The 24,903-nt window shown below is 43.8% G+C and carries 20 protein-coding genes and 1 tRNA gene; 3 read left to right on the plus strand and 18 right to left on the minus strand.

The window, feature by feature from the left end; translation table 11 throughout:
- Positions 1 to 4 precede the first annotated feature (4 nt).
- The 11 genes from rnr to rpoN all read right to left on the minus strand — a co-directional run bounded on the left by rnr (position 5) and on the right by rpoN (position 13,347).
- A complete protein-coding gene (gene rnr / locus E5260_RS12175) occupies positions 5 to 2,419 on the minus strand; it encodes a ribonuclease R (RefSeq protein ID WP_003641052.1) in 2,415 nt (804 codons plus the stop codon).
- Positions 2,420 to 2,427: 8 nt separating this feature from the next.
- Complete coding sequence (locus tag E5260_RS12180; RefSeq protein ID WP_003641051.1) at positions 2,428 to 3,177, minus strand: alpha/beta hydrolase; 750 nt, start codon at positions 3,175 to 3,177, stop codon at positions 2,428 to 2,430.
- Between the two features lie 48 nt (positions 3,178 to 3,225).
- Complete coding sequence (gene secG, locus E5260_RS12185; RefSeq protein ID WP_003641050.1) at positions 3,226 to 3,462, minus strand: preprotein translocase subunit SecG; 237 nt, start codon at positions 3,460 to 3,462, stop codon at positions 3,226 to 3,228.
- A gap of 99 nt (positions 3,463 to 3,561) precedes the next feature.
- Positions 3,562 to 5,115: a ClC family H(+)/Cl(-) exchange transporter gene (locus E5260_RS12190; RefSeq protein ID WP_003641049.1), complete on the minus strand. Its 1,554-nt coding sequence runs from the start codon at positions 5,113 to 5,115 to the stop codon at positions 3,562 to 3,564.
- 16 nt (positions 5,116 to 5,131) lie between these two features.
- A complete protein-coding gene (locus tag E5260_RS12195; RefSeq protein ID WP_003641048.1) occupies positions 5,132 to 6,007 on the minus strand; it encodes a phosphotransferase family protein in 876 nt (291 codons plus the stop codon).
- 147 nt (positions 6,008 to 6,154) lie between these two features.
- Positions 6,155 to 7,483 (minus strand): phosphopyruvate hydratase, encoded by a 1,329-nt coding sequence (gene eno / locus E5260_RS12200; protein WP_003641047.1) that lies wholly within the window; start codon positions 7,481 to 7,483, stop codon positions 6,155 to 6,157.
- Positions 7,484 to 7,564: 81 nt separating this feature from the next.
- A complete protein-coding gene (gene tpiA, locus E5260_RS12205; protein WP_003643975.1) occupies positions 7,565 to 8,323 on the minus strand; it encodes a triose-phosphate isomerase in 759 nt (252 codons plus the stop codon).
- A 26-nt stretch (positions 8,324 to 8,349) separates the two neighbouring features.
- A complete protein-coding gene (locus E5260_RS12210) occupies positions 8,350 to 9,552 on the minus strand; it encodes a phosphoglycerate kinase (protein ID WP_003641045.1) in 1,203 nt (400 codons plus the stop codon).
- Between the two features lie 120 nt (positions 9,553 to 9,672).
- Positions 9,673 to 10,695, minus strand: a complete 1,023-nt coding sequence (gene gap / locus E5260_RS12215; protein ID WP_003643974.1) for a type I glyceraldehyde-3-phosphate dehydrogenase — start codon at positions 10,693 to 10,695, stop codon at positions 9,673 to 9,675.
- A 66-nt stretch (positions 10,696 to 10,761) separates the two neighbouring features.
- Positions 10,762 to 11,793, minus strand: coding sequence for a sugar-binding transcriptional regulator (locus tag E5260_RS12220; RefSeq protein WP_003641043.1), 1,032 nt, complete (start codon positions 11,791 to 11,793; stop codon positions 10,762 to 10,764).
- A 216-nt stretch (positions 11,794 to 12,009) separates the two neighbouring features.
- The gene (rpoN, locus tag E5260_RS12225) at positions 12,010 to 13,347 is read right to left on the minus strand and encodes an RNA polymerase factor sigma-54 (protein ID WP_003641042.1); all 1,338 of its coding nucleotides are present in this window, start codon (positions 13,345 to 13,347) and stop codon (positions 12,010 to 12,012) included.
- 82 nt (positions 13,348 to 13,429) lie between these two features.
- Here rpoN and E5260_RS12230 point away from each other — a divergent pair.
- From E5260_RS12230 to E5260_RS12240, 3 genes are all read left to right on the plus strand, one after another.
- Positions 13,430 to 13,501 (plus strand) — tRNA-Arg (locus E5260_RS12230).
- 818 nt (positions 13,502 to 14,319) lie between these two features.
- A complete protein-coding gene (gene clpP, locus E5260_RS12235; RefSeq protein WP_003641041.1) occupies positions 14,320 to 14,910 on the plus strand; it encodes an ATP-dependent Clp endopeptidase proteolytic subunit ClpP in 591 nt (196 codons plus the stop codon).
- Between the two features lie 158 nt (positions 14,911 to 15,068).
- Positions 15,069 to 16,043, plus strand: coding sequence for a 2-hydroxyacid dehydrogenase family protein (locus E5260_RS12240; protein WP_003641040.1), 975 nt, complete (start codon positions 15,069 to 15,071; stop codon positions 16,041 to 16,043).
- A gap of 211 nt (positions 16,044 to 16,254) precedes the next feature.
- On the opposite strand, the gene E5260_RS12245 is transcribed toward E5260_RS12240, so the two are convergent.
- The 7 genes from E5260_RS12245 to E5260_RS12275 form a co-directional block, all read right to left on the minus strand.
- Positions 16,255 to 17,907, minus strand: a complete 1,653-nt coding sequence (locus E5260_RS12245; protein ID WP_003641039.1) for a peptide ABC transporter substrate-binding protein — start codon at positions 17,905 to 17,907, stop codon at positions 16,255 to 16,257.
- Between the two features lie 424 nt (positions 17,908 to 18,331).
- Positions 18,332 to 19,264: a DNA-binding protein WhiA gene (whiA, locus tag E5260_RS12250; RefSeq protein WP_003641038.1), complete on the minus strand. Its 933-nt coding sequence runs from the start codon at positions 19,262 to 19,264 to the stop codon at positions 18,332 to 18,334.
- A 12-nt stretch (positions 19,265 to 19,276) separates the two neighbouring features.
- Positions 19,277 to 20,278: a gluconeogenesis factor YvcK family protein gene (locus E5260_RS12255; RefSeq protein ID WP_003641037.1), complete on the minus strand. Its 1,002-nt coding sequence runs from the start codon at positions 20,276 to 20,278 to the stop codon at positions 19,277 to 19,279.
- A complete protein-coding gene (rapZ, locus tag E5260_RS12260; RefSeq protein ID WP_003641036.1) occupies positions 20,275 to 21,159 on the minus strand; it encodes an RNase adapter RapZ in 885 nt (294 codons plus the stop codon). Before rapZ ends, E5260_RS12255 begins: the two co-directional genes overlap by 4 nt.
- 198 nt (positions 21,160 to 21,357) lie before the next feature.
- Complete coding sequence (locus E5260_RS12265) at positions 21,358 to 21,894, minus strand: HdeD family acid-resistance protein (RefSeq protein WP_003641035.1); 537 nt, start codon at positions 21,892 to 21,894, stop codon at positions 21,358 to 21,360.
- A 201-nt stretch (positions 21,895 to 22,095) separates the two neighbouring features.
- On the minus strand, positions 22,096 to 23,499 hold the full coding sequence (gene argH / locus E5260_RS12270; RefSeq protein ID WP_003641034.1) for an argininosuccinate lyase: 1,404 nt from the start codon (positions 23,497 to 23,499) through the stop codon (positions 22,096 to 22,098).
- Positions 23,499 to 24,734, minus strand: a complete 1,236-nt coding sequence (locus E5260_RS12275) for an argininosuccinate synthase (protein WP_003641033.1) — start codon at positions 24,732 to 24,734, stop codon at positions 23,499 to 23,501. Before E5260_RS12275 ends, argH begins: the two co-directional genes overlap by 1 nt.
- Positions 24,735 to 24,903 lie beyond the last annotated feature (169 nt).

Genomic DNA, 24,903 nt, shown 5'->3' on the forward strand with positions numbered 1-24,903 from the left:
AAAATTAACGCCGACGATCAGTTGATGACCGCCGATTGTTGTTAGTACTATGATTATTATTGTTGCTATTATGATTATTATTGTTCCGGCGACCATTGCTATTGCCATTACGATGGTTATTGTTGTTGCCACCACGATGGTCGTTATTCCGGTTATTATTGTTCCCATTTCGCCGGTAGTTACCGTTATTGCCACCACGCCGGTTATTACCACGATAGTTATCATGATGTTCCCGCTTTGGCAATAAATCAGTCTTTGGCGCTTCTTCAGGATTCAATAACTTAAAGTCGACTTCTCGTTGATCCTTATCGACCCGCATTAGTTGAACTTTGACGGGCTGGCCGATTCTAAATGTCCGTTTCGTCTTACGGCCAACCAACGCTAATTGTTTTTCAACGTATTCGTAGTAGTCGTCGTCCATCGTACTGATATGAACTAAGCCTTCAACGGTATTTTCTAGTTCAACAAACAGACCGAATTTCATAACGGAATCAACAACGGCTTCAAACGTCTCACCAACGTGATCAGCCATATATTCAGCCTTCTTCATCGAATCAACGTCGCGTTCAGTATCAATCCCCCGCCGTTCATGATCAGAAGTCGTTTCCGCAATATTTGGTAGGTTATCCCGATAACGTGCCCGGGCTTCTTCACCAGTGCCGTTTTCAGCATAATGGCGAATCAAACGATGAACCATCATATCTGGATACCGCCGAATTGGTGACGTAAAGTGAGTATAATACGGTGCCGCCAACCCAAAGTGACCAAGCGACTGGTCAGCGTATCGGGCCTGCTTCATGCTCCGCAGCATCATGACTGAGACCATGGCTTCTTCGGGCTTACCAGCAACCTTCTTCAAAACGTCTTGAAGCATCTTCGGCTTAACATCCTTAGAACTCCCCTTGACACTGACACCAAAGTTAGTGACGAATTCAAAGAAACTAAGCATCCGGTCACTATCAGGCGTTTCATGTACCCGGTAGATAAACGGTACCTTAAGTTGACTATAGTTTTTTGCAACCGTTTCGTTGGCTGCCAACATGAAACTTTCGATCATTCGTTCAGCTAAGCCACGTACCCGTAATTGAATGTCAATTGGATGACCGGCTTCGTCAACGATAATTTTAGCTTCGTTATCATCAAAATCGATCGCACCACGATGCCGCCGATGCTTGTACAAGATACGGTGTAAGTCGCCCATCGTATCAAACATGTCGACCAAGTCCGCGTACTTTTCACGAGTCTTGGGGTCATGGGCTTCGAGAATCTGATTAACAGCGTCATAAGTCATCCGGGCGTGTGACCGAATCACACTTTGGAAAATCTTATGGTTAACGATTTCCCCCGTTTGATCAATCTCCATCTCACAACTCATGGCTAATCGTTCAACATCAGGATTTAAGGAACAAATCCCGTTTGATAGCCGCCGTGGCAACATTGGAATCACACGGTCAGTTAAGTAAACTGACGTCCCACGTTTGAATGCTTCCCGGTCTAACTCAGAGTTCTCGGTGACATAATGGCTAACATCCGCAATGTGAACGCCTAGATGGAAGTTCCCATTTGGCAAGCGCCAAGCAACAACCGCGTCATCCAAGTCTTTAGATTCGGCGCCATCAATCGTTACTAATGGCTGGTCCGTAATGTCGACCCGACCAACTTTTTCTTCATCAGTCACGTAATCCGGAATCCGGTTGGCTTCATCCGTCACTTCTTCTGGAAACACTGATGGGACGTCGTGTTGGTAGACCACTTGTAAGACGTCCATCCCAGGATCATCAACACTCCCAATGACCTGCTTGGCAATCCCAATCATCCGCGTTGGATGCTGAGCGTCAGGATAAGCAGCCACTTCAGCAATGATGACTTCCCCCTCAGTGGGGTGTAAGCCCTGATCAGTGATTAATAACTGATATTTGGATAATTTCTTATCCTTAATTTCCACAGAACCAATAATCCCGTCTTCATCCGTACTTGGTGTATACGCACCGACAATCTGGGTATAGTTCCGTTTAACGATGCTGACAATTTTACCTTCAGGGCCGCGGTCGGAACCGGGACGGGCTGGTCGAATGATTTCAACCGCAACATCGTCACCGGTAATGGCAAACTGCGTGTTGTCCGGATTAATGTAAATATCAGGCAAATCGGGATCGTAACGAACGAAACCAAAGCCCTTGTCATTACCATGAAATGAACCTTCAACAGTCTTCGTTTCCTGGACCAGCTTGAAATGATCATGATCATCGGTACTAACTAATTTTTTACGTTCCATATTCGCAAGTTCCTTTACTAGAAAAGTAAACGCCGTTGCGCCTGTAAAATGCAATTCATCCGTTAGTTGTTCAACACTATACGTGCGATCGGGATGAGCTTGCAAAAAAGTCAGGATTTGTTCTTGTAAGTTTGCTTCTGACATTATTTACCTCATTTATAAATAGTTTTTAAATATGTTAAAACATCTTGTTCCAATTGGTGATGCGCACTGTTGACGGTAATCACGTGTCCAGCATCAGCATACCAATGAAAATCAACTGGTACTTGTGGTAATTGATCACGTAATTGTCGCGCCACCGTCGCATCAATTAATTCATCTTGCCCACCCTGACCAATGAAGAAAGGTTGGGTCACAGCGCTGAGGTGACTCGTAACCTCTGTCGTAGTAAAGGTATTGACTGCCTGCAATTGCCGCTGAACCAGTTCCGGCAACGTCATTAAGATCTGTTCACGCTCGGCAATTGAAAATTGACTGTGCGCCAGTTGATGGTGACTCAGCGTGATAAACATTTCAGCAACGTCACTACGATTACCAGCAAATAGTGGTGAACTAAACGTGCCACCACCTAGCAACTGAGGATCACGCTCCAAGGCCGCCGTCGCAAAAATACCACCTAATGATAAGCCAAAGATACTAATTTTAGTATAGCCTTTTTGCCGCATAAATGATATTGCTTGTTGCGTATCTTGCCACCATTGCGCCGGCGTCTGTGCGAGAATATCTCGTGGATCATCAGTCGCGTGTCCACTGAATTGGGGGCCATAAACTGTATAATCTTCCCGTTCTAATGCTCGTGCTAACATCCGCACATCATTGGCACTTCCCGCATAGGCGTGCAATAAAATGACGGCATGTTGGCCATGTTCAAAGAAAAACGGTTCCGGTTGTTTCAGCATCATTACACCACCTTAAAAAAAAGCCTCCTGAAATCACAGGAGGACGGTCAATTACTTCGATGAGTACCATGCTAGAGCTAACGCCAGGATAAAGAATGCGATTCCTAATACCACGGTTACCTTCTGCATGAACGCTTCAAAACCGCGGGGCTTCTGCTTGGCAAACAAGTCATCAGCACCACCGGTTAATGAAGACATGGCATCATTAGTTTTGGATGGTTGCATCATCACCGCAATGATAATCAAAACGGAAACAACCAGTATTAACGTTAACAATAAATTATACAAGAAATGTGCCTCCTAAAGCCTCCGCTATGTCTATAACAATTTAACATATTTTGCCTTATTTTTCCAGTATCCTGAACAATTCGTTGCTTTGTTTAGTGCTCAGGGCGTCGCGACCGTTAAATGTGCGATTTGATGGCGCACCCACGCACGGTTATCCCGGTCAGTCAAGATAATTAAGGTATCACCAGCCCGCATCAAGGTGTCGCCATGCGGGATCACTTGACGCTCCCCGCGGCGAATAGCAATCAATAATGACTCTGCTGGCCATTTAAAATCACGAACTTGATGGCCCTCTAACTTAGAGCCTTCAAAGATCGGCAATTCTAACCGATCCTGGATACCGCTATGTTCCGGTAACCGCGGCTGAATTAACTTCTCTAGCAAAGCCTCATAAATCGGAGCGCCGCCTAAGAGATCCACGACTAAGTAGGCCGTCATCGAAACGACTGCTAATGGCATCAAGTGGTGTAGTGTCCCGACCATTTCAGTAATCAATAAAATTGCGGTAAACGGTGCTTTACCAATGCCGGCAAAGTATCCAGCCATTGCAAAAATAATAAAGTTCGGAATCAAGTTCGTCGGCATCCAACCAACGGCAACCATGAACTGGGCATAGATTGCACCTAAGATGGCGCCCAGTGACAAGATTGGCAAGAAGATGCCCCCCGGCAAACCAGATCCATATGAAATGGTAGAAAAGGTAAACCGTAACACGAAAATTCCTAACAAGGCGAGTAACGCTGGCGTTACTGCGGCCAAATTCAAAATAACAGCATTGCCGCCTCCTAATAGCTGCGGCCAAATTAATCCAATCGGAATCACCAGTAAAAATGGCACCAAGCCATCCAACCAACTGGGCAACCGCAACTTGGCATACCAATTTGGCATCGTCAGCGTCACGTTTTGATATAGATAACCGAAAATACCGAGAAAAATCCCGAGCCCAATCAGATTGCCATATTGACTCAACGGAAGGTTATGGCCGTACGGAATGTGTAATACTGGTACAAGGCCAAAAAAATTGAGCGAAATAAAATTACTGGCCATCGCACTAACTAATGCGGTGGTCCAAATGATTGGTGAAAAATTATGATAAACCTCTTCCAGAACAAATAACGTACTGGCAATCGGTGCGTTGAAGGCCGCTGAAAGGCCAGCTGCTGCACCACCGGCAATCAAGGAGCGTCGATCTGATCCCGTCTGTTTGAGTTTCGACGCGACACCCTGACCAATCGTAGCTCCCAATTGAATCGAGGGGCCTTCGCGGCCGAGAAACAGTCCAGAACCAATGCCCAGAATACCACCGACAAACTTGCGCCAGAGCACTGACCACCAACTATAATCAAGCTCGCCAGCTAATTGACCCTCAACTTGTGGAATGCCAGACCCTTTAATATTCGGTTCATTCTTAACTAACCAACCCACAAAGAACGCCACAGCCACAGACAAGCCTATCCATGGAAAGAGCAGTAGCCAATTTGTATGAATTTGTGCGTACACCCATTGAACGAACCTCAGTCCCTGCTCGATGCTGAAACGAAAAATACTAACCACGATCCCAGCAATCACACCGACAATTAATGCCCGGCCAATCGAGCTGAACCGTGTAAAGTCAAAATGTTGTTTTGCAATGTGCGGCCGCTGTGCCACCATGAGTTCCCCCTCTTAATCATGATAATCGTTGTGCAATCACTTGCTGGACGGCCGCTAACGTCACGGGCGCTCCAGGATGTAATGCCTGAATCTGCTGTGGTCCATCTACGCGTAATAACAAACCTAATAACAGATCCTTTTCTAAGTCGTCAGTTTGATAAGTTTCCTTAAATCCAGCCAATAAGTCAGTATCATCATTAAATGCTTGCAAAATTAGCGGGACTAATTCCGTTTGTTTTGCAGCTTGATGGGCGGCACTGAATCGCTGTAAACCTAATTCACCACTAGTCACAATTAAATTCCCACCCACTAGATTGCCATGAACAAATTGATTAGGCGTTACGGTGTGTACTTGTAGCCAGGCCGTACGCTCGGCAACAAAGTCGGGGCCCAGTGTATCCCACTCGGTTGATTGGGCAGCGGTTGGCCCAAATGCAGGAACTTCAGTATTAAGTCGCGTCAACATCGTCCCAATCTGGCGCCCCAGTGTTGACTTAGCAAGGGGCTTAGCCGTTGCGCAAAATTCAGTTAGCGTCAGACCTTGTAGTGGCTGATAAATCACGTAGTAGAACTGGTACTTATCAAAAATGAAGCCCGCATGCAATAGACGCGGAGCACCCAAGCTCAATCGAGCCATCCGGGTCAGTCCAAAACGTTCCGCCTGATAATAGGCCCGAGTTTGGGGGATAACCTCACTGGGTGGAAAAATCGCGATTTGGGTGGGTCCGACCGTAAAGCGGGCGGCCAACTTATCCGCAACGGGTTCTGGCGTTTTATAAGGCTCATTTTCACTGGCATAAATTTTTTGAATCACCGGTTCAAAAGCACCGGCATTCAGTTGCAGTCCTTGCCAATCAGACCACTCATTAATTTGTTGCTGAAAGTCATCCATTCTGCTCGCTCCTTACTCAAAATACGCATGTTTCTATTCTACCACGACTCGTCCGTCCCTAGACCCTAAACTCAAACAGATGTTCCTTAAATTATGTATAATAAAAACGCCGTCCCATCGGAACGACGTTTTCATTAGAACTTCAAATTACTTGCTAGTAATGGTGTTCCGTGCAGCTTCGTCTAAGTTGTAGAAACCGTGGATACCTTTGTATTCTGAAGTGCTTTCAAGTTGGTCTTCGATCCGCATTAATTGATTGTATTTAGCAATCCGTTCAGTACGGCTCATTGAACCAGTCTTGATTTGGCCAGCGTTCATTGCGACAACTAAGTCAGCAATGGTCGTGTCTTCAGTTTCACCAGAACGGTGAGAAACGATGGCAGTGTAGCCAGCTTCTTTAGCCATTTCGATAGCTTCAACAGTTTCAGTTAAAGTACCAATTTGGTTAACCTTGATTAAGATTGAGTTAGCAACGCCCATCTTGATACCCTTTGCAAGGTAGTCCGTGTTCGTAACGAATAAGTCGTCACCAACGATTTGAACTTTCTTACCAAGCTTGGTAGTTGCCATTTGCCAGTCTTCCCAGTTGTTTTCATCCAAAGGATCTTCGATAGAAACGATTGGGTACTTGTCAACAATGCTGTCAAGTAAGTCAACGAATTCTTCGGCAGTAAATGATTGACCATTTTCGCCTTCACCCTTTAAGTCGTACTTGCCAGTTTCTTCGTTGTAGAATTCTGAAGCGGCACAGTCAAAGGCAATGGCAATATCCTTACCAGGCTTGTAACCGGCACGTTCGATAGCTTCAACTAAGATTTCGAATGGTTCTTCGTTGTTCTTCAAGTCAGGCGCAAAACCACCTTCGTCACCAACGGCAGTTGAGTAACCGCGTTCGTTCAAGATCGCTTTCAAGTTGTGGAAAGTTTCTGAACCCATCCGGATAGCTTCTTTAACTGAAGAAGCGCCAACAGGCATGATCATGAATTCTTGGAAGTCAACGTCGTTGTTGGCGTGGGCCCCACCATTGATAACGTTCATCATTGGTGTTGGTAAAACGTGAGCGTTGAATCCGCCAAGGTAGTTGTATAAAGGCATTTCAAGTTCGTCAGCAGCAGCACGTGCAGCGGCAATGGAAACACCTAAGATAGCGTTAGCGCCTAACTTAGCTTTGTTAGGAGTACCATCTAACTTGATCATAGCTTGGTCAATGGCACGTTGGTCAGTTACATCGTAACCAACAATTTCCTTAGCAATTAACTTGTTAACATTGTCAACGGCTTTAGTAACACCCTTGCCCATGAAACGGCTCTTGTCACCGTCACGTAATTCAACGGCTTCATGTTCACCAGTTGAGGCACCTGAAGGAACGATACCGCGGCCAAATGCGCCACTTTCAGTATAAAGTTCAACTTCAACAGTTGGGTTACCACGTGAGTCTAAGACTTCGCGAGCATAAATATCTGTAATAATAGACATTAATTTCTCTCCTTAAAATTGGCTTGTTATTTGTTTCACACTTATTGTAGAAGTTTGTCAATCAACTTGCAATAACTATTATTAGTTATTTTGATAATTAACAAGTTCCAAGAATGAATCAGGTTGTAATGAAGCACCACCGACTAAACCACCGTCGATATCATCTTTGCCCATTAATTCGTTAACGTTGGCTGGTTTAACACTACCACCGTATTGAATCCGAACTTTATCAGCAACTTCTTGTGAGTAAAGGTCAGCAACAGTCTTACGAACAACCGCACAAATTTCTTCAGCTTGGTCACTCGTAGCAGTCTTACCAGTACCGATGGCCCAGATTGGTTCGTAGGCAATAACCAATGAACTTACTTGGTCAGCTGATAAGTCTTTCAAAGCAGCCTTGATTTGGCCTGAAACCCATGATTCTGCTTCGCCGGCTTCACGTTGTTCTAATGATTCGCCACAGCAAATGATTGGCTTCATGCCGTTCTTGAAGATAGCGTGTGCCTTTTTGTTAATGTCTTCGTCAGTTTCGTGGAAATAACCGCGACGTTCTGAATGACCAATAACAACGTAATCAACGCCTAAGTCAGCTAAGGCAGCTGGTGAAGTTTCACCAGTAAATGCCCCAGCATCTTCAAAATAAGCATTTTCAGCAGCAATCTTTAAATCAGAACCCTTGGCAGCTTCAACCATTTCCTGTAAGAAAAGGGCTGGGGCAGCAACGACTGATTCAACTTTTGATGGATCTGGTAATTGATCCTTAACAGCATTAACGAAAGCTAAAGCTTCGCTAGCTGTTTTGTTCATTTTCCAGTTACCGGCAATAATAGGTGTACGCACGATAAACCTTCCTTTCGGAGAACAGATTATTTTTCAGAAATAGCAGCAATACCAGGTAATTCCTTACCTTCAAGGTATTCAAGTGAAGCACCGCCACCAGTAGAAATGTGGGTTAACTTGTCGCCAACGCCAAGTTGCTTAACAGCGGCAGTTGAGTCCCCACCACCAACGATGGTCGTTGCGTCTGATAAGGTTCCTAAGAACTTACCAATTTCAAGCGTACCCTTGGCGTAGTTGCTCATTTCGAAGACACCCATTGGTCCGTTCCAAACAACGGTCTTAGCGTCGCGTAAAACATCTTCGAATTCTTCGATTGACTTAGGACCAATATCTAAGGCCATGTAGCCATCAGGAATTGAACCTTCAACAACCTTGCTAGGAACATCGTTATCAAACTTTTCAGCAACGATTGAGTCGCTAGGTAAGACTAACTTGTCGCCAGCTTTTTCGATGATTGACTTAGCCAATTCAATCTTGTCTTTTTCAACAAGTGAGTTACCAATGCCCATGCCTTTAGCAGCATAGAACGTATAAGTCATCCCACCACCGATGATGATCTTGTCAGCTTTGCTGATTAAGTGATCGATAACACCGATCTTATCAGAAACCTTGGCACCACCTAAGATAGCAACGAATGGGTGCTTAGGATTGTCAACCGCGTCACCTAAGAACTTGATTTCCTTTTCCATTAAGAAACCAGCGGCAACTTGATCCATGTTTGAAGCAATCCCAACGTTAGAAGCATGGCTCCGGTGAGCAGTCCCGAAAGCATCGTTGACGTAGACATCACCAAGTGAAGCCCAGTACTTGCCTAATTCAGGATCGTTACCAGATTCGCGTTTAACTTGTTCGCCGTTAACAACGTCTTCAAAACGAGTGTTTTCAACAACTAAGACGTCACCGTCGTTCATGTTGTTGATGGCAGTTTCAAGTTGTTCGCCTTCAGTAACAGGTACGAAGGTAACAGGCTTGTTTAATAAGTTTGAAAGACGTTCTGCAACAGGACGTAAGCTTAAGCCCTTCTTGTCGTCTTCGCTCTTAATCCGACCTAAATGTGAGAATAAGATGGCTTTGCCATCATGTTCAATCACGTATTTGATCGTTGGTAAGGCAGCGACGATCCGGTTGTCGTCACCAATTTTGCCGTCTTTAATTGGAACATTAAAGTCGACACGAATTAAAACTTTTTTATCTTTAACATCTAAATCTGAAACGATTAATTTAGCCAATGTTAAAATCCTCCTAGAATTCGTGACTGCTGAAATTAAAAAAACGGCAAGAGGAGTTTTGCCTCCCCCCGCCGTCAAAACCATATGCGGTTTTAAAGTTCTTAACTATCTAATCAAATATTAGAGAGTGGCGAACTTCAATAAAGTACGTACCATTTGGCAAGTGAAGCCGTATTCGTTATCGTACCAAGCAACAGTCTTAACTAATTGGTTGTCACCATCAGAAGTAACTTCTGTTTGAGTAGGATCGAAGATTGAACCGAAAGTAGTACCGATAACATCAGATGAAACGATTTCGTCATCGTTGTAACCAAATGATTCGTTACCTTCAGTATGCTTCTTGATTGCGGCGTTAACTTCGTCAGCAGTAACTTTCTTGTCTAAGATAGCAACTAATTCAGTTAATGAACCATCAACAACACCAACACGTTGTGCATGGCCTTGTAATTTACCGTTCAATTCTGGGATAACTAAGCCAAGAGCCTTAGCAGCACCAGTTGAATGAGGAATAGTGTTTACACCGGCAGCACGGGCAGCACGGAAGTTACCACCACGTACAGGGCCGTCAAGTAACATTTGAGTTGAAGTGTAAGCATGGATAGTAGTCATAGTACCAACCTTGATACCGAATTCTTTGTTTTCAAAGAATGCTAATGGTGCAAGGCAGTTAGTAGTACATGAACCAGCAGAAACGATACGGTCATCTGCAGTCAAGATGTCATCGTTAACGTTGTAAACGATGGTCTTCAAGTCTGAGCCAGCAGGAGCAGAAATCAAGACACGCTTTGCACCAGCGTCCAAGTGAGCTTGTGACTTAGCCTTTGAAGTGTAGAAACCAGTACATTCGAGAACGAAGTCAACACCGTCGTTCTTAACCCAAGGAATATTTTGTGCTTGTGGTTCAGCATAAACACGGTAGTTCTTACCGTTAACAACGATTGAATCGTCGGTTGCTGAAACGTCAGCGTTCAAAGTACCATGAGTTGAGTCATACTTCAAAAGATGAGCCAACAATGCAGGTGAAGTTAAATCGTTAATAGCAACAACTTCGATATCACTTGACTTTTCACCAAGTTCTAAGATACGACGGAATGCTAAACGACCGATACGTCCGAAACCATTAATACCAATTTTTACAGACATACTAGAATTTCCTCCTTGTGGAAATAAAAATAGTTTTATTTTAAAAAGCAACTTCACTATAGAAGATTACTTTTTTAAAATCAAGTTAGCCGCACCCTCATCCGTGATCAAACACGTCTGTTTAGGTGCAATGTTCTTCATATACGCGGCAATTGCGGTGGCTTTTGAAGCCCCACCCGCAATGGCGAGTATAATCTCCCGATGGGCCAGTTCTCCGATTTGCAAACCAATCCGTGGAATTCGGTAGACCACGTTACCCTTCTTATCAAAGAAGTAACCAAAGGCTTCACCAATCGCTTCACGACTGCGTAACACCTTGATCTGATCCTCAGACATATTCCGGCGATGGGCCATTGAAATGGCTTCACCGATACTATGCACGACCACGTTAGCTTGCCCGATAATCGCCAGCACCTCTTGAATACTTGGTTCTTTGAGGAGTGGTTCATACGTTCGTTCACTGACCTGTTCTGGTACAAACAACGAGCGGAACTTACCGCCAGTATGTTGTGCCATTTGTGACGCGATGGTATTTGCTTGAATCGCAACCGATTCACCAACACCACCACGCGCCGGAACAAATAACAAATCACGTTTATCACCTAATTTATTAGTTAAGTGACTTGCCACATGTTCCATGGTATGCCCACCCATAACAGCAATAATATTACGCCCTTCCGGCAATAATTGCTGTAATAGCTGGTTCACTTCTTCGCCCATGGTCCCAATAACTTTCAACTGTCGATCGGAATCACCAGAAACGATGATGCAACGCTTAATATTAAAGTATTGCGCCAACTGTCGTTCTTTCTGGCGAATGCCCATTAGCTCATCCATAAAATGACTTAGGCCTACTAACACGTCTTGACCTTGCTGGGTAACTTGCATGCCCGATTTGTTTGTCATGATCAAATCTAGCTTCCGCAATGTATCCGTTTCGGTCCGTAACGTCCGTTCGCTAACACCTAACGTCTGAGCTAATAGCCGACGTCCAACTGGGGCCATCCAATTAATGGTTCTTAATACTAAGTAACGACGACTCAGCATGTCAACCATATCTGGGGCAATTGCCTCAATCCATTGAATATCTGAATGCATGGCATCCAACCTGCTCTCTAGTGGGACGGGTCTGGTCCAGCTATGTCGAAAAGCGACCCAAAGACTTCAAAAAACAAAGCACACAACGCAAATTCACTAAGAAATCAATGTTGCATACCTCTCTTACCACAACATGAATTATAACAGGTTCATAAGGTGGTTGCAAATGAAACCCCAATTAAACTTATAACCGACTGGTCCAAATGGCGCGTTAAATTATCGTTCGGTTCTCAAGTATTGTTTTCGCCTTGATGACGACGGAATATTAAGATTTTCGCGATATTTCGCCACTGTCCGCCGAGAAAGTTCGACATTTTCCGCATTAAGAATCTGAACAATTTTTTGGTCTGAAAGCGGTTTTTCTTTATTTTCCTGTTCGATCAAGGTCACAATTCGGTGTTGAACACTGTCGGCCGAAACGATTTTGCCACCAGTGGGACGTTTACTGACCGCTTTGGTAAAGAAACGTTTAAGTTCAAACATACCGAAGTCCGTTTGAATGTACTTTCCATTAATACTTCGACTGATTGTTGATTCATGCACTTTTAACTGTTGGGCAACATCTCGTAACAATAGTGGCCGTAAATCCGTCGTTTTTTCCAAGAAGAAGTCTGCTTGACGCTCGATAATGGCCGTTCCCACTCGAAAAATGGTTGCCTCGCGTTGCTGCAAACTGTTAGCAATCCAGTCATACTCACTTTTCTTTTCTTTCAAATATTCCGTAACTTCCTGATCATCATGCTGCCCCATCTGCTGATAATACCGACTGCGGAATTTAACCACCGGTTGAGCCATGGATGCGGTTCGCAATGCCAGCTGGCCTCCCTGATTCGTCACCACTAAATCGGGAAAGATGTACCCGGTCGTCTCCTGCCCGATTGCCGCACCGGGTACGGGTGTTAGTGTTCGCACATAATCATAAATACTTGAAATGTCCGCAAGCGTCACCTGATACTTCTTAGCCAACAAGTCCCATTGTCGATTAACCAGCTCGTCAAAACTTTCTTCTAAGACAATATAGGCTAAGTTCGGTGCATGGTCATCATTTTCTGTCTGCAACATCAGCGCTTCTTGCAAGCTCCGGGCCCCAACACCCGGCGGATCAAGTTGTTGTAATAAGGTAATTGCATCCAACAACTCAATTGGCGTTGCCTTAGTTTCTTGCCGAACCTGCCTCTCATCAATCCGCAAATAACCATTCACGTCAACGTACTCAATTAAATAAAGGACAATCTGACGCAAATGGGTATCACGCATCGTTAGGTGAATCTGATCCAACAAGTATTCAAATAACGAATGCTGATTAGAGGTCGACACACGCTCAATGAAATCCGCCTTAGTGGTTACATTTTTGGCTGCGTTCAAACTGGCGTGATTATTATTCCAATTTGTATCCACATCGATCAATGGGTTTTCTAATGCTTTTTGCGTTAGAAAATCTCTTAGTTCTTCCACATTAAACTGCAACATCTGAATGGATTGTTGTAGTCGCTGGGTCATCGCTAACTTCTGTGATTGCCGCTGTTGCTGGCGAAATCCTGGTCCCAGTGCCATAAAAATACCTCCCTGAATAAATTTTTATGTAAAACCCTTGTGTTTTTATCCATTATTCGCTAGAATATAATATGTTGTTTAGGCGCCCGTGGTGTAATGGATAGCACGTAAGATTCCGGTTCTTGAGATGGGGGTTCGATTCCCTCCGGGCGCATCAGTAGCTGAGAAATGATTCTCAGCTTTTTTTGTGCATTTATTTAAGTGACAACTACTGGACTATACCAGTCACATCTCCATATGGTAACTTAATTTAAACCAAACAACAAGTAATATCCTTTCGGGGTCAGTAATAGTACCTATACCCGCTCGTCCAAGTAAAAATAATCAAAAAGTAATCAGTTCAAGTAAACCATATACCAGTGTAGTCGTTTAGTAGATTTAATAACAGCTAAACTTACACTATTCAAATAATAATTACTACAATTGTTATTATATTATAGAATCGTTTTAATCATGGTAAATTTCATTCATGCATCCGATACTGATTAATTCGTTGCGAGCAACTTGAGTCCAGCAACAAGGTCAAGTCGTTTAATATGTCGGCTCACGTGCGAATTTCCAACTTCTATTAGACTCATCGTTGTGGGTCACTATCAGTAAATTGATTCACCTACTATCGCGATAATAAAATTATGCGGGTCGACTACTTTTAAATCACCACATTAGTGCTGAATATGCAAGTTCATTACTGCTTAATCTTGAATCATTATTATAAGAGAACATCGTTTTCAAGCCAAGGTAGACGCAACACTTAATCCAAGGCCTACTAACTAAAATCGTCGAAAAAAAGAGATTGGGTTCACCCAATCTCAAGCCGTATTATGATAGAAACCTAAGTATACCACGTTAACTGCATAAACGGAATTCTGTTTTTGAGGTTTTTCTTTTGACCTTCACTGACCTTAGCGGTAAACTACATTTATATTAGCAATCAGCTAATCAAATAATGCAACCTTAGGAGGCTAACAAATCATGTATCCAGTTCCTACAGTTATTGAACAGTCATCACGTGGCGAACGTGCTTATGACATCTATTCACGACTATTAAAGGACCGTATCATTATGTTATCCGGTCCCATTGAAGATAACATGGCAAACGCCATTATTGCCCAACTACTCTTCTTGGATGCCCAAGATTCAGGTAAGGACATCTATCTCTATATCAACTCACCAGGTGGTGTCGTTACTGCCGGCTTAGCAATCTACGATACGATGAACTTCATCAAATCTGATGTTCAAACCATCGTTATGGGGATGGCTGCTTCCATGGCTAGCGTCTTAGCTTCATCTGGTACTAAGGGCAAGCGTTTTGCTTTACCTAACTCTGAAATCTTGATTCACCAACCATCTGGTGGTGCTCAAGGTCAACAAACGGAAATTGAAATTGTTGCGGAAGAAATCTTGAAGACTCGTAAAAAGATCAACCAGATTTTAGCTGACAACTCGGGACAATCCGTTGAAAAGTTGAACCATGATACTGAACGTGATAACTACTTAAGCGCACAAGAGGCTAAAGACTACGGTTTGATCGATGATATTATGGAAAACAACAAATTAAAATAAGCTAATATCTTTGACTGGGCTAACTAGACGTTGGCCCAGTTTTTTTGCTCGTTTTCTTGTCATTCGTTTTGCAATAGCCCATACTGCACATAAGCAGGGATTACTACCCGGACAATATTACTTGTCCTTGAACTTAAAAGTAAAAAGGAGTCTCTATAATGACAAAAGTCTTTATTGCTGGTCAGCTTCCAGCCCAAGCTAATACGTTACTTTTACAAAGTCAGTTAGTCATTGATACTTATACCGGCGATAACCTGATCAGTCACGCGGAACTCATCCGTCGAGTCGCTGATGCCGACTTTTTGATTACCCCACTCTCAACTCAAGTAGATCAAGATGTCTTAGACCACGCCCCACACCTTAAACTGATTGCTAATTTTGGTGCTGGCACTAATAACATCGATATCGCGGCAGCAGCTAAGCGCCAGATTCCAGTCACGAACACGCCAAACGTTTCGGCGGTCGCAACCGCTGAATCAACGGTCGGTTTGATTATCAGCCTAGCGCATCGTATCGTGGAAGGCGATCACTTAATGCGAACTAGCGGCTTTAACGGTTGGGCGCCACTGTTCTTTCTCGGCCACAACTTACAAGGCAAGACACTCGGCATCTTAGGCCTTGGCCAAATTGGTCAAGCCGTTGCCAAACGATTACACGCCTTTGACATGCCCATCTTATACAGCCAACACCACCGCCTACCGATTAGCCGTGAAACGCAACTTGGCGCAACCTTTGTCTCCCAGGATGAACTTTTACAGCATGCCGACATCGTCACTTTACACCTGCCGCTTACCACACAAACAACCCATCTAATCGATAACGCTGCTTTTAGCAAAATGAAGTCCACGGCGCTCCTCATCAACGCCGCACGGGGGCCAATTGTCGACGAGCAAGCACTTGTGACGGCGCTGCAACAACATCAAATTGCTGGCGCTGCACTCGACGTCTACGAACATGAACCGCAAGTCACACCTGGTTTGGCCACGATGAACAACGTCATTTTGACACCTCATCTTGGCAACGCAACGGTCGAAGCTCGCGATGGCATGGCTACCATTGTCGCGGAGAATGTGATTGCGATGGCCCAACATCAGCCAATCAAGTACGTGGTTAACGACGTAACACCAGCATAGACCAATCAGTGTAGTTGTCTTGCGTGACAACTCAAGCACTGTAGAACCATTCGTCGAAATAAATAAGCGGTCCACTTCGATTCGTCAAGACACTCTGACAAGTCGAAATGGACCGCTATTTTGTTTTGATCAAGGCAACGTATGGACCTGGCGCTCCTACTAAGGTAACAGCTAAACGACCAGTTACCATGAACGTCCCTCAATCAGTTAATTATTTGGCAATATAAGCATACTTATAATTCCACTGTGTCCCAGCAGTATTATGAATAATACCCTTTACCTTTGGATTTTGTAAATAAGAGTATACCGTCTGATACAATGGCGTAATTCCTTGGTCCTTCATGATCGTCTTCTCAGCGTTGATCATATCTTGCCAACGAGCACTAGTATCATTAGCATCCTGGTTTTGGGCCTTGTTAACCAACGCATTGTACGTGCTGCTGTTATATTTTCCGTAATTATAACCACTATTATTAGTCATAATTTGCAAGTGCGAGATTGGGTCGTTGAAATCAGCACCCCAACCACTGAGATAAAGGTCAAAATCACCACTTTGAGCACGACTTGAAGCTACCTTTGATGGAATGTTGGATAAGTTGACCGTCAAACCATCGAGATTCTTTTCTAATGCTGATTTCAAGTATTGTGAAATCGGCTTATTAGGTTCGTCATTAGAAGCTAATAACTGAATGGACAATTTCTTAATTCCCGTTTCCTTAAGGCCTTGTTTCCATAACTTTTGTGCCAGCGCTTTGTTATATGACGTTGAATTCTTAACCGTTGATTCATCTGCAAAATCCTTACCAGTTTTAGCGTCTTTAACTAAATCCTGAGGAACAAACGTCTTTGAGACCGTTGATGCGTCACCAATCACATTCTTTACTAACGTCTTGCGATTGATCGACAATGAAATTGCTTGACGAATCTTAGCGTTATTGAGCGCCTTTTTGATTGTCGCATTACTGTCTTGGAAATTATAAACCAGAAACGCGGTGATAGAATAAGGGTACGTGGTATAGTCAGAACTGCTCTTCATATTCTTAACTTGTTCACTCGCTAATTGCGTTAGATCAAGTTTCTTTTCTTGGAACAAGTTCAATGTTGTCGTAGTACTCTCATTGACCGTGTAGTTGATCTTTTGTAGGTGGACAGCTTTCTTATCCCAGTACTGATTATTTTTTACAAACTGCCAGCTATTATTAGTTCCAGTCCAGCCAGTCAACTTAAACGGCCCACTGTAGAGCATGTACTGAGCCTTAGTGGCATATTTGCTACCCCATTTTTTGACCGCTTTCTCACTAATTGGTCCAAACAACGGGTAGGTCATTAACTTCTTAAAATAAGTAATTGGCTTGTCAAGAGTCACAATAAAAGTATGTTCGCCTTGCGCCTTGACGCCCAATGTACTTGGTGACTTTTTCCCAGCGACAATTTCATCCGCATTCTTCACCCCTGAGAAGAGGTAGGCATACTGTGACTTAGTTGCTGGGGTGACGGTCCGTTTCCAAGAATAGACAAAGTCTTGCGCGGTTATCTTCGAACCATCGCTCCACTTCGCATTGCGAATCGTAAAGGTATACGTCTTGCCATCCTTTGAAACCTTAGTGGACTTAGCTAATCCCGGTGTAATGCTACCATTCTTTCCTAACCGGTATAAGCTTTCAAAAATATTACCCGTACTGCCATATCCCGACATATTGGAAATATCGATTGAATCCAATGAACTAGGGTACGACAAGTTTAAAACCTGACTACTTGCATACTTGCCATTACCAGAAGACTGGCTATTGTGCTTCCCACACGCAGCCAGCACCGTCACTAATACTAGGCTCATTACCACTGCTAACACTGATCGCTTCTTCAAACTTCTCGCCCCTTTACATTCCCATTTTGATGTGTTGATCTACTTATTCCCATCGGTTGTAACAAAAAACGCCTGTTCAGAATCTCGTCAGATTCCAAGCAGGCGTTTCAAAATTAACGATTTGAGCTCAATCCCGTTATTTTTGATGCAGAGACGCTTGTAATTCAACGCAAATAGCCATGTTGTTTGATTCACAACATGGGCAGCACATCATCATTTGCATTGTTGATTTTTGCATAATTACGTCTCTCCGATTTCAATAAGATGTGTTCAGTATAAATAGTTGCACTTACTTTTGTCAAGTGCTTTTCGAGTATGGCGAACGACAATCAATCCATTTCAACCCAAAAAAGCCGCTAACACCATCTAAAATGGTTAGCAAGCTTTTCAACAAAACTCATGCTTAAGCCATCCTTATCGACAACTAAGCATCTTTTTGTAATTGTTCCGCAAATTGATTGATTTTACGCAGCCGATGATTGATTCCAGACTTAGAAATCGGCCCGCCCGGAACAAGGGTTCCTAGTTCCTTGAGGCTAACTTCACGATGTTCCAACCGGGCAACAGCGACTTCTTGTAATTTTGGTGGTAACTGTTGTAATCCCACCGTAGCATCGATCAATAAAATATTTTCAATCTGTTTGCTAGAGGCATTGGCAACCTTATCCATGTTGGCGTTCTCACAGTTAACCAACCGATTGACCGAGTTACGCATGTCCCGCATGATTCGAATATCTTCAAACTTAAGCATGGCATTGGTCGCACCAACCAATGACAAGAAGTCGGCAATTTTTTCCGCTTCCTTGATGTACGTAATAAAACCACCACGCCGATCAGTCGTTCGTGAATTCAAGCCATACTGATTCATCATCTCGGAGATCATATGATTATGTTCCTCATACAGTGAGTAAATTTCCAAATGATACCGGGAAGTTTCAGGATTATTAACCGAACCGCCCGCTAAAAAGGCGCCACGCAAATAAGAACGCACCGCAGCATCATCCGTTAACACTTCAGTTGGTGCCACTTCAACGATTTGATAATCCTTTAAGATACCCAAATCAGCGAGTACCATGTCCGTACCGGTCTTCAATCGTACGATGTACAAATTATTCTTATTTAATTTCATTTTGCGCCGAACAATCAATTCACTATCGACGTCATAAAATTGTTTGAGTAGCCGGTAAATACGCCGCGCGATGGCCGGATTTTCCGTCTGAATATTCAAAATGAAGTGATGATTAGCAATGCTGATCGCCCCATTCATTCGAATCAAAGCCATTAATTCAGCCTTAGCATTCTCGCGATGGACAGCGAGGTTAGTCAATTCTTTCTTAACGTCACTGGCGTATGACATGCCACGACCCCCTTATCTGAAAACGTCGGAATGACCGACTAGATTCATTAATTCAGCGACAACTTGGTCGCCATCATGAAAGGCCCCATTATCACGGAGTTTCAAGAAGTTCGATGAGATTACGCGACAGTTTTGTTCACGTAACCCCCGGAAGTCATGACTCACTTGCTTTGAAACTTCGTTAAACTTATGAAAATCCATGTAATCTTCTGGCACTTTTTCGGTGTTAACTAACACCGTATTAATAAAGTTCTGCCCCAAATGGCGGTTTAAGACCCGTACATGATCAGCATCGGAGAAATTATCCGTTTCACCTTTTTGAGTCATAATATTACAAATATAAACCACTTCTGCATCAGACTCACAGACGGCCCGACCAATATTTCCAATCGTTAGGTTCGGTAGAATACTGGTAAACAAACTACCGGGCCCCAAAACAATCTGATCTGCCGCCATAATCGCATCAATAACTGGTTGAACTGCTTGTGGTTCCTTACCATTCTTGTCAGTGACCCAAACGCGTTCCAATGACTTATGGGCCGCGGTAATTTCGGCTTCACCTACTAACTCGGTACCGTCACTAAACTTACCATGTAGCGTGAGTGCCTCGTTGGCTGCCGGGTAAACATGACCATCTACTTGCATCATATTTGATAATTCCTGCACCGCGTCAAACACCCCAGATTTCATTTCCGTTAGTGCCGCAATAATTAAATTACCAATCGCATGACCTGCAAAAAATTGATCATCACCCTGGAAACGATACTGAAAAATATCTTTATACAAATCCGGCCAACTCGACAACGCCACCATTACATTACGAATATCACCAGGTGGAACCACGTTAACGTAATTGCGAATAATGCCGGATGACCCACCATCATCAGCCACCGTCACCACTGCGGTAATATCGACTGCCTGCTTACGCAAGCCGTTCAGAACAACCGGCAAACCGGTCCCTCCACCAATCACCACAATTTTAGGCCGCTGGGTCTTAAATGTGTATTTTCTCATGAGCGATTAACAGTTTCCTTTCGTTTCTCAATATCACGATGACTGATGTGCACCTTGTAGTGCTTAGCCAGCGCTTCACCGATACGTTGCGTCAAGGCAACGGACCGGTGTTGACCGCCCGTACAGCCAATCGCAATCGTCAAACTACTCTTGCCCTCGGCTTCATAGCCGGGCATAATGCTTTCCAGCATACTCAAGAACTGCTGGTAGAAAGCTTCCGTAGCTGGTTGCTGCATAACGTAATCCGCCACAGGTTTATCTAGTCCCGTCAGCTTCTTTAATTCAGGAATGTAGTATGGATTAGGCAAGAAGCGCACATCCATAACGATATCTGCATCAATCGGGAGTCCGTATTTAAAACCGAATGATAGCATTTCAATATGAAAAGTCTCATCCTGATCCGTTTCGAATTTATCAAAAATCGATTCGCGTAATTCACGTGGTGTCAACGTCGACGTATCAATGACGTATGAAGCCCGATCTTTCAATGGCGCCAATAATTCTCGTTCTTTGCGCACGCCATCCATGACGCGACCTTCCATGGCTAATGGATGGGAACGCCGCGTCTCTTTATAACGTGACACTAATTCTTCGTTGGAAGCATCTAAAAACAGAATCCGGGTCGACACAAAGTCCGTGTTGTCTAAGTTAGCCAACATATCCATAATTTCGTCGTAAAAAGCCCGCGAGCGTAAATCAATCACTAACGCTACTTTCTTTATTTTACCCGACTCCTCAACTAATTCTGAGAACTTCGGTAATAACGCTGGTGGCATATTGTCAATGCAAAAATAGCCCAGGTCTTCAAAGCTTTGAACCGCAACCGTCTTACCGGCACCGCTCATCCCAGAAATAATTACTAGTTGTAATGATTCTGCCATGCTGTATTGGCCCCCTCTAGTCCATATTGTTGGTAGTATAACACACCGGGTGTGTCATTTCTACTGACGTGCCACTTCGACCCGCCATTTGATTCCAAACAGTATTACATTAACGCGCAAAAAAAAAGACCCCTTAACAACACCCTGACACCACCAATAGTGAGCGCCAAGTATCGCTAACGAGTCAATACTGCCAAGCTAGTTACGCCGAGCAAAAGCAATCAAGATTGCGTTGATGCCAAAAACTGCAAAGTAGAAACTAACCAGTACGTTGAAACTAATCACAGCAACCATTGGATTGATTACTAATAAGATTCCCAATGCCAAACTAATAATATCCAAGATTAAAGATAGAACAAAATACCCGGTTCCAAAGACGCGTAGATGTGAGACTACGGTCAGCCGTTCAATCGAATCGATCAAGAACCAAAAGGCAAAGACGTAACCGAGTACCAGTACCCCAGTCGGTGCGTGGAATAAAAATAATAACCCCACTAAAATATCAATAATCGCAAACACAAGGGCAAAGTTTGCCCGCAACCCTGTTTCACGGCGTAGTTTTGTGTACCCACCGATTGTGGTGACCCCGCTAATAATTGCGGCGATGGCAAATAAAAAGACTAAACTTAAAAGTGCTGCTTGTGGTTGCTTGATGACAAAGTAAGCGGCGATCAAGAAAACGATCCCCGTCATGAATTCAGTCCAATCAAACCCCCAGCGATGATCATTAAACATACATCAACATCTCCCATATCCGATATTAATTCCATCTTACCAGTTAATGTAAGAGTTTCCAATTTTTCTGATAGACTTTATGTTAGCTTAATGCTTTTTCAAAATGTCAATAGCATTAAAAATGGCCTCTAAATGCCGAGTCTCCGCCACTTAGAGGTCATCTTTAAAAATAATATCAATGGTCAAATTGATAAGCATTAATTAATCAGTGGTTTCAGATTGATAGGCTGACAATTGCGTTTGTGCCCGTTGCAATTCTTGTCTAATCTGATCAAAACCAGTACCACCTAGCGAATGCCGCCGTTCCACCGCAACTTTTGCGTTCAAATCATGGTAGACATCTTCTTGGATCAGCGGTGAGATTGACTGATATTCTTTGAGTGGAATATCCTGCAACGGCCGCTGTTTTTTCAAGCCATCCAAGACGAGCTTCCCCGCAATGGCATGGGCCTCCCGAAATGGGATTCCTTTGTTTGCAAGGTAATCGGCTAGTTCGGTCGCATTTGAGAAATCGTTAGTCGTGGCATCAGCCATCCGATCTTCATTAACGGTCAGCGTTGCCAACATGCCGGTGAAGACGTGGAGACTCGTTAACACGGTCGTGACCGTATCAAACGCCCCTTCTTTGTCTTCTTGCAGATCCTTATTGTAAGCGAGCGGAATCCCTTTCATGACAGTTAGCAATCCCATCAAGTTGCCGTAAACCCGGCCGGACTTGCCCCGAATCAATTCGGCCATGTCAGGGTTCTTCTTTTGCGGCATAATCGAACTACCCGTTGAAAACTGATCGCTCAAACTGATGTACTTGAATTCATAACTGCTCCAGCTGACAATTTCTTCACAAAACCGTGAGAGATGCATCATCAGGATCGAAGCATTGCTGAGAAACTCAAGCACGAAGTCCCGGTCAGAAACGGCATCCAAACTATTATGATAGACTTCACTGAATCCTAATAGTTTCGCACTATATTCCCGGTCGATTGGAAAAGTCGTTCCAGCAAGTGCAGCGGCTCCCAATGGCGAAATATCGGTATGCTTCAGGTTAAACTCGAAGCGTTCCATGTCCCGCTTGAACATTTGGTAATAAGCTAACAGGTAGTGCGCGTACGAGATGGGTTGGGCGTGTTGCAAATGCGTGTACCCCGGCATGACCGTCTCCACGTTTTCACTCGCTTTATCGACCAATACTGTTTCCAGTTCATGTAGCCGGTCCAATATTAGTGGTAATTGATGCTTCAAGTACAAGTGGAAATCCGTGGCAACTTGGTCATTCCGCGACCGGGCCGTGTGCAACTTCCCAGCGACCGGCCCAATCTCTTCGGTCAATAATGACTCAATATTCATATGAATGTCTTCGTTGACCGTTGAAAATTCCAACTTACCTTGTTTTTGACGCTCAGCCAAGGTTTCCAATCCAGCAACAATTTGATCAACATCAGCGGCGGGCAAAATACCAGTTTTCTTCAACATTTTAACGTGTGCCAGTGAACCAGCAATATCTTCTGCGGCAAGCAACTGGTCAAAGCTAATTGATGCCCCAAAGTCATCAACATACTTAGCACCCGTTTCGGTAAACCGGCCACCCCATAGCTTCTGGGTACTCATTAGGCGTGTGCCTTATCAGTCTTAGCTTCAGCCTGAGCCTTCGCTTGGACTTGGGCATTAACTTGCGTTGGTAGGCCCCATAGCTTAATGAAACCAACTGCCGCTTGTTGGTCAAATGAATCCGCTGATGTATAGGTTGCCAAGTTCGTATCATATAGTGAGTTGGGTGACTTCCGCCCCTCAGTAATAACGTTACCCTTGAAGAGTTGTACCCGAACTACCCCATTGACGACTTGCTGAGTTTGCTTTAAGAAGGCAACCATCGCTTCCATCAATGGTGAGAACCAAAGACCGTTGTAGATCGTATCCGCAAGCTTTTGTTCAATGATTGGCTTGAAGTGAGCTAACTCACGCTCAAACGTCAAATCTTCCAAATCTTTATGTGCTTTGAGCAATACCGTTGCAGCTGGTGCTTCGTAAACTTCCCGTGACTTGATACCGACCAACCGGTTTTCAATATGGTCGATCCGACCAATTCCATGTTCACCAGCAATCTGATCCAACTTGATGATTAAATCAGCTAGGTTAAGTGATTCACCATCTAAAGCAACTGGCACCCCAGCCTCAAAAGTGATTTCCAAAGTCGTTGGCGTATCCGGCGTATCAGCTAAGGCCTTCGTCCGGTCAAACGCATCGGCAGGCGCGCCCTGCCATGGATCTTCTAGAATGCCACATTCATTAGCCCGGCCCCATAAGTTTTCGTCAATCGAGTAAGGACTGTCCAAATTGATTGGTACGGGAATATTGTGTTCCTTAGCGTAATCGATCTCTTCTTCCCGTGACCAGTGCCAATCACGTACAGGCGCTTCGATCTTGATATCCGGTGCAAGAGCGTGGATGGCAACCTCAAACCGAACCTGATCATTACCCTTCCCAGTACAGCCATGGGCAATTGCAACAGCGTGCTCTTGCTTGGCTAATGTGACTAACTTCTTAGCAATTAAAGGACGTGAAAGTGCTGAAACCAGCGGGTATTCACCTTCATACAAGGTATGACCTTGTAAAGCAATTAACGCATATTCTTCAGCAAATTCTTGCTTAGCATCAATCATATATGATGAAACAGCCCCTAATTTTAGGGCCTTTTCTTTGATTGCATCCATGTCCTTGCCTTCACCAACATCAATTCCGCAGGCCACAACATCATAGCCCTTATCCTTCAACCAACTAATTGCGACCGACGTATCTAAACCACCAGAATAAGCGAGAATAATTTTATCATTTTGTTTGACCATTGATTTGTACCTCCGAAATTTTTATCTTTGCTTTTATCAATGACAGTATCGTACCACCCAATTTAACTTTATTCAATAATATTTTAAATATATTCATTATTTGCGCAATATTCACTAAAATATAGAATTTTTATGCAGATATTCACCAATATCAGTATATTTTTTGTTA

This window comes from Lactiplantibacillus plantarum, from assembly GCF_014131735.1.
Classification (GTDB): domain Bacteria; phylum Bacillota; class Bacilli; order Lactobacillales; family Lactobacillaceae; genus Lactiplantibacillus; species Lactiplantibacillus plantarum.